Raw genomic sequence first — 12629 nt, forward strand, 5'->3', positions numbered from 1 at the left:
AGCTAGCTTCTGTTTTCCGAGGTAATGTTGATCCGATAGTCTCTGATGATTGTCCGGAGGCTGAACAAATTCACCCCCGCTCCCAAGACTTAAATCAGGACTAGATTGTTCATTGTTAATGGACAACCAACCGTTAAGGGTGAGTAAAAGCTAATCGAAAATGTCGCAGAGTCTACCAAAAACTCTTATTATTTGTTAGACTTAAATTAGGGTAACACCGAAAGCGATTATTATGTAACTTAAATTAAAGCCGAAAACCAAGGGTTTAATAGTTGCGCTTAGATCCCGGTGTTATAACTTTTTTGACATTTTTATGGCGCTCGCGGGATATTCCTGAGAGCTTTGGGAGATACCCCCTGGATGCGAAAGCATCTTGCCTTGGCGGACGAGGGTCTATCTTGGTAGACTTTGGTAGCTAAAAAGTATCGGAAAATTGATAACTCACAACTAGCTAGCAATTTTCCCTTAACTATTCGTTACTCAAGGGGTTCTATCCGTTCAAAAACTGGACAGTACCCCTCCAGTGTTACTTTAAAACCATAGAGAGCTGAGGCTGGATTCCAGCAGCGCTGACCTCTTTGGTACAGACAATTACCACAACACTCGATATTAATTGGTATCTTAGCTCTGCCCCCTTGTTTGAGTAGTTCTCGTTGTGACAATCCCCGCAAGACCAGTTCTTCTCCTTGCCAGCGGGCTTCTAGTAAACCAGTATCAGCGAAATTTTGCCAACGAGGATCCGTTGCGATCGCCGCTGAAAGAGTGATATAGACAAGTGTATCTAATTCATTCAACTCTCCTTCATAGTTTGTTTCCGTTGGTAGAGCTGGTCTGATAAAGGTATCACCAATGGGAAGTTCTACCAGTGTTCCTGCTGCTGGCGTATGGAGGTGATATCGATTTTGTAACTCTTCCAAACCAGCAAGATCAGCTAGGTAGGTAGGAGAACCGTGAACAAAAATCACATGTTGAGGTCGAAGATTATGAATCAACTGGGTGGTGCCCAGACAATCCCCATGTTGAGCCAGCAGATAAGTTTCAACCTTAAGCCATCCGTAGTCATCCATTAGATCCTCCAAAGATTTAAGATGTTCCGGTTGCAGGACAACCCAAGAACGGTTCTCTTGCTGCGAGTACTCCCTCCAATCTATGTTTAAGTCAGTGAGGATAATACAGGGAGATTTACCGATAGCATCTCGCTGCTGGGGATCTAACCGCCGCACCCGAGGACGTACCCGCTCATCCCAAAACAAGGCTTGATGTCGGGCAAAATTTTGTACTGAGCTGGGAAAGTGAGACAGCAGTTCTAAGTAAGCATTACAACCATCAGCCACGGTTCCATTGACCCAAATATCAAGGTCGCGTCCTGTAAAGTTGTGATGAGAGCGCAGGAGCATCAGGATTTCTTGACCTAGGCCTAAGGTAGGCACTGGCAACACAACTGAGTTATTGGTAGCAATGGCCTGCTCAATACGCTCTACTAGTTGATTTTCTTGTTGCCGCCGATGGGGATGTCGAGCAGTGCCATAACTGCCTTCTACAATTACCACATCCGGCTGTGTCCCCCTGAGCGATTCAAGGGATAATCCCTCCACCAGCCGTGAGTTAGACAGGAAAAAGTCACCGGTGTAAAGCAGTCGGTAAGTTCGATGGCGAGTTGTGTAAGTGAGTAAAAATGCTGCTGCTCCTGGCAAGTGTCCAGCTGGGAACAATTGAGCAGTGAGTCCCTCACAGAATTCTACAGGGGTAACCCACGGGAGAGCTTGACAAAATGGGAGAATATCCTCAGGAGGCAGTTCCGGCCAGTTGAGTAGTAATAGTTGAGTCGTTACCTCACTGGCGTAGATTGGTAATTGTGGAAAAGTTTGGTGAAGAGCCAGCAATCCCTGACTATGGTCTGAGTGAGCGTGGCTACACAGGACTAAATCTGCTGGTGGTATCCCATCGATCTGTAGGGGGGAAATGTCTTCTAATCCACAATCAAGGAGAATGCGGTGTGGCCCCATCTGCACCAACAAACAAACCCCTTCTGCACCATGACCAACACCGTAAGGAAAGCAGGTTAATCGGTCATCCTGATCAGAGGATGCTACTGGGCGTTGATTGCTCATGAGCTTCAACTTAAATTTTAGCTAATCTGGCTCCGTTAACCCACGTCTTACTAATCAGGGAAGGGTGAATGATTAAGCCTTGGAAGAGGCAGACAGCATCGGCGATCGCCAACGGAAAATAAGGTGGAACTATTTTTACTAAGGCTGCATCTTCCTTGAACGGAAAATTCAACGGATTCTTCCCCAGTCAAAACAAACGTGGTAGAGTTGTCACTCCGTAGCAATTTAGAGGGGTTTGTATGCTGGATATACCCTATAGGTCACTCTGGAGTCTATGAAAATCCCACACCCTACCCCTTAGGGTGGGTGTGGGTAGTTCTCAACTAGTTTCCCTTCTTTCGAGGTCAGAGTCAAGAGGGGATAAGGGCTGCCAACAACATCACCACAGTAGGGAGTTAAGTAGGCATGGACTGGCGAAGTTCCTATAACCTCTAAGTGAGGATTTTAATTTTTTGACACTCCCGATCCCTAGAAGGCAGGGGCTTGGGAAAACCCCCGTGAGCCCCCTTACACTCCCCGCTCTAAGGCCTTTGGCCACGCTTCGCGATCGGTCAGCATCTAGACTTTAGCCTCTGCTTTGATGCCAGATGCATGGATTTTTCCAAGGCTAAACGATGAAGGCTTTTTGAAAGCTCAGCAGCTGACCGCTAAAGTAAATACTGGAAGCTTAGTGTGCAGAGCCGTTGCCGTGATAATCGTCTGAATCATAAAATCCGTTCTTAGTCCCAAAAAACAGGCACAAAGCAGTAAAAGCAATTGTTAGTACCACTAAAACCAGTTTTACTTCCATTTTCTTAATAACTCCTCATGGCTGTCAGAAAAAACCGTCACGTTCATTGTAACTCCCTCTTTCGTCGAGAACCTACCTCAATCCCCTGCCTAAGCTGTCACGCACTTAATTTTTGGGTTGAGGCGGATGGGGAGATGGGGAAATGGAGGTGGGGAGAGGGTTTCATGGTTTGTTTCATAAGATGAACAGATTCAATTTAGATGCGTGTTAGCTTAAAAGCCATGGCTACTGTAATATTTTTATATTGCTATATGATTATATTTAATTAATTAGAGCGAGTATGGTATTATTTCTATCAGTGTGTTTGTTGGGGTTTAAACGCGAAAGTGATAGTGAGCTTATAAAAAATGGCAAGTACAAAGTACCAGCTTAGTGAGTACAGCTTAGTGAGTACAGCTTAGGGAGTAGCAGCTTAATGCGATCGCTATCGGTAGTAACTTAGGTAAATTACGCACTATCATAGAAGCTGCTAATCGCGAACCTATACCAAACTCAAGGTTTTTCCCTACCAGACCGTTCTAGTTTGCCTAAAGCTGCACCATTTCAAACCACCACAACCAGATCATCTCAATTACTGCTCTAGCCGGTTGAAGTTTTATATGAAAGAAATCTATAAAATTAAGCGTCGCCAATTACTTAAACTTAGCTCCATCACTCTTGGTAGTAGTGTTTTGGCAGCTTGTAATAATCAAACCTCTACACCATTAACTACAGAAAAAAAAGGTAAATTAGATCAAATAAAATTTGCTTTGGGGTGGAAAGCTGAAGCAGAATACGGTGGTTTTTATCAGGCTGTCGCTACTGGCATTTATCAAAATTATGACCTAGATGTTATTATACAACCAACAGGTCCTCAGAGCAATCCCACCCAATTATTACTGGGGGGAGTAGTTGATTTAAGTATGGGACAGGCTGTTGATGCTATTAGAGCAGTGCAACAAGGCATTCCCAAAATTACTGTAGCAAGTATCTTCCAAAAAGAAATACGAATTCTATTGGCTCATCCAGGGGTAGGCAATGACTCTCTGGCACAATTAAAAGGTAAACCAATTTTTATGGCTCCTGGAGCTATCACAACCTATTGGCCCCTACTCAAGGCAAAATACGGTTTTACAGATGACCAGAAACGCCCCTACAACTTCAATGTTAGCCCTTTTTTAGTAGATAAAAATTCAGCCCAACAGGGGATTTTGACCTCTGAACCATACATTATAGAAAAAGAAGGAGGCTTTAAGCCCAATATATTATCCTTAGCAGAGGCTGGTTATAATCCCTATACTTTCACCATTGAAACCACGAAGAAACTCGTTGAAACTAACCCCGATCTGGTGCAGCGATTTGTTGATGCATCAATCAAAGGATGGTATAGCTATCTAGAGAATCCCGAACCAGCCAATGAGCTGATCAAAAAAGATAATCCAGAGATGAAGGATGACCTCATTGCCTATGGTCTGGATAAGCTTAAAGACTATGGTATTATCATCTCTGGCGATGCCGAAAAACTTGGCATTGGGGCAATGACCGATGAACGTTGGGAAAGTTTGTTCAATGAGTTAGTTACGGTTGGTGTACTTGATGCAAAGACTGATTACAAACAAGCCTACACCTTGGAATTTGTCAATAAAGGAGTAGATTTTTATAAAAAAAATTAGTTAACATTATATATGAGTTATATACATGTTAATATCCAAGTTAATTAGATATTGTTATTATACATTAATTTATATCTAGTCTTGCCAAGCCAGATTGATAAGTTCAAATATTAACCGATTCTTAAGCAATGATTATACCTCTTGCAAAAGTATTTTTATGATACTGTTTTTATAAATTTTTTTCCGCTGTTACCTGTTACTTCCGACTTCTGCAAGAAGTCTATTGCTACTAACTGACAATAGATGAACCAAAAACCAGCTATTTCTCTTACCCATGTCAACAAAACTTTTGACAATGGTACTGTAGCGCTAAAAGACCTAAATCTCAACATCAATAAGTCCGAATTCATCAGTCTGGTAGGACCATCGGGATGTGGCAAGAGTACCCTGCTACGCATCATTGCTGGACTAAGCACTATGAGTTCGGGAAACATAGAATGGAGCGATCGCGCCCACCAAAAGGAGATAGCTTTTGTCTTCCAAGAAGCAGCACTAATGCCTTGGGCAACGGTAATGGGAAATGTTCGTTTGCCTCTTAAATTGGCTGGGGTCTCTAAAAAAGTGGCTGATAATGCTATTAAAGAAGCGCTCCAATTAGTTGGACTGGAAAGTTTTGCCCAATCCTATCCCCGTCAACTCTCCGGTGGCATGAAAATGCGAGTCTCTATTGCCAGAGCTCTTGTTACTTCTCCCAAGGTATTGCTGATGGATGAGCCCTTTGGAGCCTTGGATGATATCACCCGGACTAAGCTGAACCTGGAGTTACTTGATTTGTGGAGTAAGAAACACTGGACTGTGGTTTTTGTGACTCACAATATTTATGAAGCCGTATATCTATCCAATCGGGTGGTAGTAATGGCAGCTCGTCCAGGTCGAGTAGTGGCGGATATAACTATTGATGAACCATCACCACGTAACGAACAGTTTCGTACATCCTTAGTTTATACAAAATATTGTCAGAAGGTGGCTGAGCAGTTGTCAAAAGGGATGAATTATGAGTGATAATTTATAAATTATTATTTAGACATAACTGATAAATTATGATTATCAAAAATATGACTATAAATTTTACAGCTATAATTTTACAGCTATATTAAACGGTATATAATAATTTTATTTATGAAAAAAAATAAAGCATTCGTTCTGGCAAAGCTAAAATTGAAACGTTTGCTATCTATCGATATTATAGCCCCTGTGGCAGTGGGAATCCTGGTGTTGATGGTGTGGGATATCTCTGTTCGAGTGACTAGTACGCCATCCTATATATTACCAGGTCCTTTGCTGATTATCAAGGTATTAATTAGGGACTGGAACAGTTTATTTCAGCCATTGCTGATCACCATAAAAATCACTGTAGCGGCCTTTATAACAGCAGCAGTTTCAGGCTTGCTAATTGCCATGTTAATGGCTCAGAGTAAGTGGATTGAAAAAAGCTTATATCCCTATGCAGTCGTTCTGCAAACAATGCCTATTGCTGCGATCGCGCCTTTAATTATTATTTGGCTGAGGAACAATACCTTTGCTGCTTTGGTAATTTGTGCTTGGATTGTAGCATTCTTCCCGATTATTTCTAATACGACTTTTGGTTTAAATAGTATCGATTCCAACTTAAGTGACCTGTTCCGGCTTTACAAAGCATCTCGCTGGCAGACAATGCTGTATCTGCGATTACCAAGTGCTTTACCCTATTTTTTAGCTGCATTACGTATCAGTGGTGGATTAGCCTTAATCGGAGCAATAGTAGCTGAGTTTGTTGCCGGTACAGGCGGTGCTAATTCAGGAATTGCTTATCAAATGCTAATTGCTGGCTACAATCTCGAAATTCCCCGGATGTTTGCTGCTTTGTTTATGATTAGTAGTCTAGGTATTTTGATTTTTGTACTCTTGACCACCTTATCCAACTTGGTTCTGGGGCAATGGCATGAAAGTTCTATCACCAGAGATAATTGATATGATAATTAATAGTGATAATTAATAGGCAACCAGCTATGAACCTTAATCTTTTCAGTGATTTAATTTCGATAGAGTCAGAAAACTATGCCTGAGAAAAATAAACCCCTAGTCAGCATTATTATTCCAGCATACCAAGCCCAAAATACAATCGCGCAAGCTATCAAAAGCCTTATAGCACAGACCTATTCAAACTGGGAGGTGGCGATCGGTTCGGACGATGGAGTAGACTACTTATCCTTACTATCTCGCCAAGGAATTAACGATCCACGATTGAAACAAGCATTTACAGGAGGGTGTGGCAGTGGAGACGGTCCCGCCCGCAACACGGCGGTAGCAATTTCTACTGGGGAGGTGATTGCCAACCTAGATGCTGATGATGCCTATGAAGCAAACCGTCTAGCAGAAATGGTTCCTCTGGCCATGACCTATGGTGCTGCAATCGACAACACTGGCGTGTACAACACTGACCTAATTATGTACAAGTGTCCCTTCCGCGATCGCACCACGGTTACCTTTGCTACGGCGGACGACATCCTCAAACCTCGTGTGCCTTTTTTCCCAGTTTTCCGCCGGAAATTTTTGGGTCGAGGTTGGACTAAAGTTCCCTTTGCTGCGGACGTTATGTTCAATCTTGAGCTGTTAAGCCGAGTTGGAAAGATAGCAATCCATCCTCAGCCCCTTTACCAATACTACAAGCGTGAGAATTCTATGACGCAATCAGCGACAGCTTTTGAAAGTGCCGAACTAGCCTATCATAAAATTTTGGCACTGCTGGATGCTGGGGAACTTGATCTTACTGAAGATATCCGCAGCGCAGCCATAGAGGAGTTCTCCCAAAATCTACGCCTCAATCGTGTGTTCCGTCAGTATATGCAGTCGGGAAGCTGCCAAAATCTTGAGGAATTTCTCGATATGACTGAGAACGGACATGCTGACTGGCTCAAGTCTGAATTGGAAATGGAACAATTGTAATTTATCAATTCCTAATTCTCAATGCAATGGGAAAGCTTGACAAACCCAGACGCAATCGCGAAAAATATCCTATCTTTTAATATGATTTTATAGTTAAGATGGTTCAGGAATTTTTCCATAACTTTATCAGTAATTGTATCAGTCATTATGGATAAAACGGAACCATCCCTTTTCCCCATCAAGTTCAGGTGCCATCCCCTTAAACATTTCTGCCACCCCAACTCACTGAGAAAGTGACTATGGTGAAAAATACGGTTAAAAATACAGAGGCGATCGCCCCGCCAGCTATTTAAGTAAATATACTAAATATATTGACCACCATCCAGCGTAATCGTGCTACCCGTTAGAAAATCTTGTTCGAGTAAAAACAGGGCGCTGTCCGTTACTACTTTGGTATTTCCAGGGATGTTTAATGGAATAAACTTACGGGCATAATTTTCCATAAAAGCTTGAGGGTCTGGGTCACCTGGAGGTTCGAGAATTTGTCCCAGCGCTAAACCATTTACTGTAATGCGGGGGGCTAATTCCAATGCCATAATTTTTGTCATATCCCACAATCCCCGTTTAGTAATTCGATAGGCAAAATGGTTAGTATCTGGCTTGGCAATACCAGCATCGTTAATATTAATAATTTTGCCATTCCTATTTTGGGGAAGTTGCTTGGCAAACTCTTGACTGAGTTGGAAGGGGGCACGAAGGTTAATGGCAAAAATTTTATCCCACAAAGCGACATCAGTCTGGGCAAATAGATCTTCTTCTGGGAAGATAGAAGCGCTATTAATCAGGATGTCGATTTTTCCAAAGGTTTCAACTGCTTGAGGGATAATAGTGTCTGTGGCCACGGGGTCGGCGAGATTAGCGGAGTAGGTAATAGCTCGCACTCCCAAGGACTCTGCTTCGGCTTTGACTTCAGCAGCTGCATCAGCAGAGCGTCCGTAATGAATAAAGACATCGCACCCAGCTTTAGCAAGAGCGATAACAAGAGCACGCCCTACCCGAATGCCACCCCCAGTTATAAGGGCCACTTTTCCCCTTAAGTCCATTGTGTTACTTAGATGATTTCTATTATCAAACCAGAAAACAAGCTTTCTGACCAAAAACAGGAGACCACAAGCCCCAAGTTTCTAATTTACCTTCCGCACTGTGAAGTGCATAAGGTATATCATGAGTAAGTTAACACAAACAAGGAGGTAAAGCAAGCATGTTGGTACTGGCATACAAGGCTGTAGTCAAAAAAACTCAAGCTAAAGCAATAGATGAAGCTATTCGGACATCTCAATTTGTGCGCAATAAAGTACTTAGATACTGGCTCGACCATCCCGGTGTTCCTAAGAAAAAGCAACACCGCGTACAATACTCGATTAGGTAGTGAATATGGGTTTTCCAAATACCTGAACAGTCATAATACAGCCGAGAAAGATATTAAAGGCTCCCAACGCAAAATTTACAAAAAGAAGAAGGGGTTATCGGGTACGAAAAAAGCTCGTGAAGTTTATGGTCCCAAGCATGATTGAGTAACAATAAAAAGGAATGAACACACCAAGAGACGCTTCCCGTAACGGCGTTGCCAGAAACGTGCTTGAAACTAGAATCCCCAGCCTTCTAGGCATGGGGAGTCTCAAAAACCCCCATACAATAGAACAGGTAATGGGTTAACCCACTTTGGGAAGGGTGAATCTTCTCGTCAATGCAACATAAGTGATAATCAGTCCCATTGAGGCGTGGTCTAAAGCTGCTGTGTCAACCGATGAAGGTCGATGGTCTATAACTCTGGAAAATTGGTAACCACAAAGCTTTCATTGAGCGCGATCGCTCTTGGCAGTAACCTGGGTGACTCTCGTGCCATTCTAGAAGCTGCCCTCAGAAAACTCGACCAAACCCTAGGCGTTACCGTAAAATTCTGTTCTAGTTGGTATAAAACTGCACCAGTTGGACCGCCACAAGCTGATTATATCAATGGTTGTGCCCTTTTGGAAGTGCAACTAAGTCCCCAGAAAATGCTAGAGACTCTGCTAGGAATTGAACAAGAGTTTGGTAGAGTCCGTCAGGAACATTGGGGACCACGAACCCTAGACCTAGATTTACTTTTATTTGATGATTTGATTCTACAGACACCTGAGCTCCAAATCCCTCACCCGCGTATGAGACAGAGAGCTTTTGTGCTAGTGCCCTTGGTAGAAATTGCTCCTGATTGGGTAGAACCAGTCTCGGGACAGAGTATTTTTCAACTGGTTCAAAAGCTAGACTGTTCTGGAGTTGAGTTGTTGTCTGATACTTCGCTAGTAGGTTTTACCAAGTAATTGCCTTTGCAGATAATCCTCAATCAACACGCGAGTATAGGTATTGAGGGGATACTCCATTGCCTTTTGGGGAGTAACCCATACCCATTCCTCAATTTCTTCGTTGGGCGTTATCGTTTCGCTAGCAGAGAATGCATAGTAGTTGACCATAATGAAATGGGCTTCTCGGACAAAGTTAGAGTCTAGCACCGCTTCTTGTAACAACCCAAAGCTCACTTGGGTTAACTCTAGACCAACTTCTTCTCGAAACTCCCTTAGAAGTGCCGATTCTAGGGTTTCGCCCCATTCTACTTTACCTCCCGGTACACCCCATAAACCCTTCCACTTAGTAGTTTTTACAATTAACACTCTTCTACTAGGATTGACAACAAGTGCCCCTACAGTAGTCAAGGGAAACTGCTTCTGCACGGATACTGGTTTGATTGTGGTTTTATTTGGTGTGCTTTTATTTGGCATCGCTTTGCTTAGCTGATCCTTCCCCAGTCTTATGTAACACATCGATAGATTTTAAATTAGTTTCCTATTACCAGAAAACCTGGATTGCTTATGGCTAAAATTGTCTCATACTTTTAACTATTCAACGTGATTTCGATAGAACTCAGGTGTCGGTAGATTTAAGTAACTTCGAGCCAGAAGCCATGATTCATTATCATTGATAAAATCAATTTTTTCGGATAATCTAATAAGCTATTTAACGACGTTAAATTCTGTATTATAACCAATAATTATGAATTCTTATCCTGACTCCTGACTACTGTCTCATGGATTGGAGTCAAAACTTCTGAATTTCTGTCATCGAACTCAGGTTAAGATCATATTCATCACACCAATACCGCCAACTACTAGGGAAATAACAGAAATCCCTGACAACATAAGCGCTTACGGTAGGTGATTAACTGCCGATTGTTAATTTCGGGAGTCACTTCAGTAATAGTCCGGACTTGGTTAGCGATCGCTTTAGCATCTCCCCAAACTAACGTCTTAGTTGACACTCCCCGTCTATGGGCGAGCAGGGAGTGTCAACTAAGACATTAGTTTGTTGGGAGAGGGGTTGCTATGGGACGTCGCTCAATGACCTGGTCGATTAAACCATAGTCCTTAGCCTCAGTCGCTGACATAAAGAAATCCCGCTCGGTATCCTCCTGAATCCTTTCCAGTGGCTGACCGGTATGTTCTGCTAAATACTTGTTTAGCTGCTGCTTGTGGTACAGGATTTCTTTTGCTTGGATTTCTATATCGCTTGCCTGTCCCTGTGCTCCTCCCAGTGGCTGATGAATCATAATCCGGGAGTGAGGCAAGCTCATGCGTTTACCCTTAGCACCAGCACTGAGTAAGAAAGCCCCCATACTAGCTGCTAGTCCAACACAGATAGTGCATACGTCCGGAGCAACTTGATTCATCGTATCGAAAATGCCCATGCCCGCAGTCACTGAACCGCCAGGAGAGTTGATGTACAGGTAAATATCTTTTTCCTGGTCATCGGCTTCTAGAAAGAGTAATTGGGCAACCACTAAGTTAGCTAAGTCAGAATCAACCTGTTGTCCGAGGAATACAATGCGCTCTCGCAACAAACGAGAGTAAATGTCAAAGGCACGTTCGCCACGACCGGATTGCTCGATAACTGTAGGAATCATAAAAAATAAGCGTGAAATTTGCAAACCCCGTGTATGGGCGACTGGGGAGGAAAAACAAAGGAAAAGGGCGGTTAAAACCGTCTTGGAGCTAATGTGGGGAGAACAGATGCAGTTCATACCCGTTCCTGTTAACAGCCTTCATAGCCTATCGAAGCAGAACCTCATGTTTGCCTCGCGGCTTGTTATCGGTAGGTACTATCCTGTCAGAATGTAGAATGGCACTGTCTTACCCCTTGTAGGACTGTTTAAGGATCTGGTTAATCAGCTTCGGACTGTCATTCCATCCTAAGGTAGGAACTTTCACCCTTGCAGATAACCTAGACTTCCCATAACCTACAGCAGGTCTTAGGCTGGTCAGCTATCTTCCATGACTAGGCTAGGGAGTCCTGTCTAGGCAAGAGTGGGGTACTGACCCAAGGTGGCTGCTAGATTGGTTTTTCTTTACATTGTAGCGACTAGCAAACTGTTGCTTTGGTTCTAATCTCGGCTACCCCTAATCTATTAAATTACACAGAATGATTTAGAATCAACCCTTTGCACTGTGCCAGTCACTGAGGCGGAACATATAACTTGGCACTTATATGGTTGCTTAAATAAACTGGTAGAGTTAATTCCCTTCACGGGTGTATCAATTTTTAGAAAGTTCGTATCTCAGTCAAGTAGCATCGTTTCCGATTGTTTCACCAAGACTAAATATTAGGAATGAGGAGTGTGGCTCGTGTTTAAGAAAGTTTTTCAGGCGCTTACTATCACAATATTGCTTAACTTACTAGTCTATCTTAGTCCACCAGATCCTCAACAGTCTGATGGTTTACCACAGTTACAGGAAACCCCAAAAGTTTTATCAACTTTACTATAGCACCACCAGACATGATTGATTAGTCATTAGTCATTAAACTTTCGAGGTCTTAATTAGTTCCATCTATAGATGGAACTAAGAAACTTGTAGACTAATGACTCAATCATCCAAGGGCAATCGGAGTCATGGATTAAGTTAATCCCCAGGAAAACCCAATCTAAGTGACATACTCCTACACTAACTCTGCTCTTACAGAGCCGCTCCGCGAACGAGTGAGCGTGTAGGCTTCTTGCCAACTCCACCCAACGGTATCGGCTTTCGCCGACGCTGCGCGAACGGATACGTAGGCTTGCTTTATTAACGACACGGTCAGAAGTTACCGCTTAAAGAGGGTCGCCTTTATGGTTAGTCGGCTATG

The 12629-nt window shown here is 42.9% G+C and carries 14 protein-coding genes; 8 read left to right on the forward strand and 6 right to left on the reverse strand.

The window, feature by feature from the left end:
• Positions 1–104: DUF6679 family protein (locus F6K57_RS42235; protein ID WP_364304555.1), on the forward strand; the 104-nt coding region annotated here is incomplete at its 5' end.
• A gap of 372 nt (positions 105–476) precedes the next feature.
• On the opposite strand, the gene F6K57_RS29830 is transcribed toward F6K57_RS42235, so the two are convergent.
• Together F6K57_RS29830 and F6K57_RS29835 are read right to left on the reverse strand one after the other, a co-directional pair.
• Positions 477–2111 carry an MBL fold metallo-hydrolase gene (locus tag F6K57_RS29830; RefSeq protein ID WP_293071845.1) on the reverse strand — a complete coding sequence of 545 codons (1635 nt, stop codon included), beginning with the start codon at positions 2109–2111 and terminating at the stop codon, positions 477–479.
• A gap of 10 nt (positions 2112–2121) precedes the next feature.
• Positions 2122–2283: a hypothetical protein gene (locus F6K57_RS29835; protein ID WP_158516950.1), complete on the reverse strand. Its 162-nt coding sequence runs from the start codon at positions 2281–2283 to the stop codon at positions 2122–2124.
• Between the two features lie 1217 nt (positions 2284–3500).
• Between F6K57_RS29835 and F6K57_RS29840 the strand changes: the two genes are divergently transcribed.
• The 4 genes from F6K57_RS29840 (at position 3501) to F6K57_RS29855 (ending at position 7478) form a co-directional block, all read left to right on the forward strand.
• Complete coding sequence (locus F6K57_RS29840) at positions 3501–4553, forward strand: ABC transporter substrate-binding protein (protein WP_293071846.1); 1053 nt, start codon at positions 3501–3503, stop codon at positions 4551–4553.
• Positions 4554–4796: 243 nt separating this feature from the next.
• A complete protein-coding gene (locus F6K57_RS29845; RefSeq protein WP_293020391.1) occupies positions 4797–5555 on the forward strand; it encodes an ABC transporter ATP-binding protein in 759 nt (252 codons plus the stop codon).
• 117 nt (positions 5556–5672) lie between these two features.
• Entirely contained in the window at positions 5673–6503 is an 831-nt protein-coding gene (locus tag F6K57_RS29850) for an ABC transporter permease (RefSeq protein ID WP_293020392.1), read from the forward strand.
• Between the two features lie 87 nt (positions 6504–6590).
• Entirely contained in the window at positions 6591–7478 is an 888-nt protein-coding gene (locus F6K57_RS29855) for a glycosyltransferase family 2 protein (RefSeq protein WP_293071847.1), read from the forward strand.
• A gap of 302 nt (positions 7479–7780) precedes the next feature.
• On the opposite strand, the gene F6K57_RS29860 is transcribed toward F6K57_RS29855, so the two are convergent.
• Positions 7781–8503 (reverse strand): SDR family NAD(P)-dependent oxidoreductase, encoded by a 723-nt coding sequence (locus tag F6K57_RS29860; RefSeq protein WP_293071848.1) that lies wholly within the window; start codon positions 8501–8503, stop codon positions 7781–7783.
• Positions 8504–8679: 176 nt separating this feature from the next.
• Here F6K57_RS29860 and F6K57_RS29865 point away from each other — a divergent pair, with 176 nt between their 5' ends.
• From F6K57_RS29865 to folK, 3 genes are all read left to right on the forward strand, one after another.
• Positions 8680–8847, forward strand: coding sequence for a transposase (locus F6K57_RS29865; protein WP_293051594.1), 168 nt, complete (start codon positions 8680–8682; stop codon positions 8845–8847).
• Between the two features lie 161 nt (positions 8848–9008).
• Entirely contained in the window at positions 9009–9134 is a 126-nt protein-coding gene (locus F6K57_RS29870; protein ID WP_293051591.1) for a hypothetical protein, read from the forward strand.
• A 122-nt stretch (positions 9135–9256) separates the two neighbouring features.
• Positions 9257–9778 carry a 2-amino-4-hydroxy-6-hydroxymethyldihydropteridine diphosphokinase gene (gene folK, locus F6K57_RS29875; RefSeq protein WP_293071849.1) on the forward strand — a complete coding sequence of 174 codons (522 nt, stop codon included), beginning with the start codon at positions 9257–9259 and terminating at the stop codon, positions 9776–9778.
• On the opposite strand, the gene F6K57_RS29880 is transcribed toward folK, so the two are convergent.
• The 3 genes from F6K57_RS29880 to clpP all read right to left on the reverse strand — a co-directional run bounded on the left by F6K57_RS29880 (position 9758) and on the right by clpP (position 11412).
• The gene (locus F6K57_RS29880; protein WP_293071850.1) at positions 9758–10234 is read right to left on the reverse strand and encodes an NUDIX domain-containing protein; all 477 of its coding nucleotides are present in this window, start codon (positions 10232–10234) and stop codon (positions 9758–9760) included. The genes folK and F6K57_RS29880 overlap by 21 nt on opposite strands.
• A 386-nt stretch (positions 10235–10620) precedes the next feature.
• A complete protein-coding gene (locus F6K57_RS29885) occupies positions 10621–10770 on the reverse strand; it encodes a hypothetical protein (protein WP_293071851.1) in 150 nt (49 codons plus the stop codon).
• A 39-nt stretch (positions 10771–10809) separates the two neighbouring features.
• Entirely contained in the window at positions 10810–11412 is a 603-nt protein-coding gene (gene clpP, locus F6K57_RS29890; RefSeq protein ID WP_293071852.1) for an ATP-dependent Clp endopeptidase proteolytic subunit ClpP, read from the reverse strand.
• Between the last annotated feature and the right edge of the window lie 1217 nt (positions 11413–12629).

The sequence above is a fragment of the Moorena sp. SIO4A5 genome, from assembly GCF_010672005.1.
Classification (GTDB): domain Bacteria; phylum Cyanobacteriota; class Cyanobacteriia; order Cyanobacteriales; family Coleofasciculaceae; genus Moorena.

Excerpts from the sequence above, each read along its gene's own strand:
- F6K57_RS29830 (WP_293071845.1), bottom strand. The coding sequence starts at position 2,111 with ATGAGCAATCAACGCCCAGTAGCATCCTCTGATCAGGATGACCGATTA.
- F6K57_RS29840 (WP_293071846.1), top strand. The coding sequence starts at position 3,501 with ATGAAAGAAATCTATAAAATTAAGCGTCGCCAATTACTTAAACTTAGC.
- F6K57_RS29845 (WP_293020391.1), top strand. The coding sequence starts at position 4,797 with ATGAACCAAAAACCAGCTATTTCTCTTACCCATGTCAACAAAACTTTT.
- F6K57_RS29850 (WP_293020392.1), top strand. The coding sequence starts at position 5,673 with ATGAAAAAAAATAAAGCATTCGTTCTGGCAAAGCTAAAATTGAAACGT.
- F6K57_RS29855 (WP_293071847.1), top strand. The coding sequence starts at position 6,591 with ATGCCTGAGAAAAATAAACCCCTAGTCAGCATTATTATTCCAGCATAC.
- F6K57_RS29865 (WP_293051594.1), top strand. The coding sequence starts at position 8,680 with ATGTTGGTACTGGCATACAAGGCTGTAGTCAAAAAAACTCAAGCTAAA.
- F6K57_RS29870 (WP_293051591.1), top strand. The coding sequence starts at position 9,009 with ATGAACACACCAAGAGACGCTTCCCGTAACGGCGTTGCCAGAAACGTG.
- F6K57_RS29880 (WP_293071850.1), bottom strand. The coding sequence starts at position 10,234 with ATGCCAAATAAAAGCACACCAAATAAAACCACAATCAAACCAGTATCC.
- clpP (WP_293071852.1), bottom strand. The coding sequence starts at position 11,412 with ATGATTCCTACAGTTATCGAGCAATCCGGTCGTGGCGAACGTGCCTTT.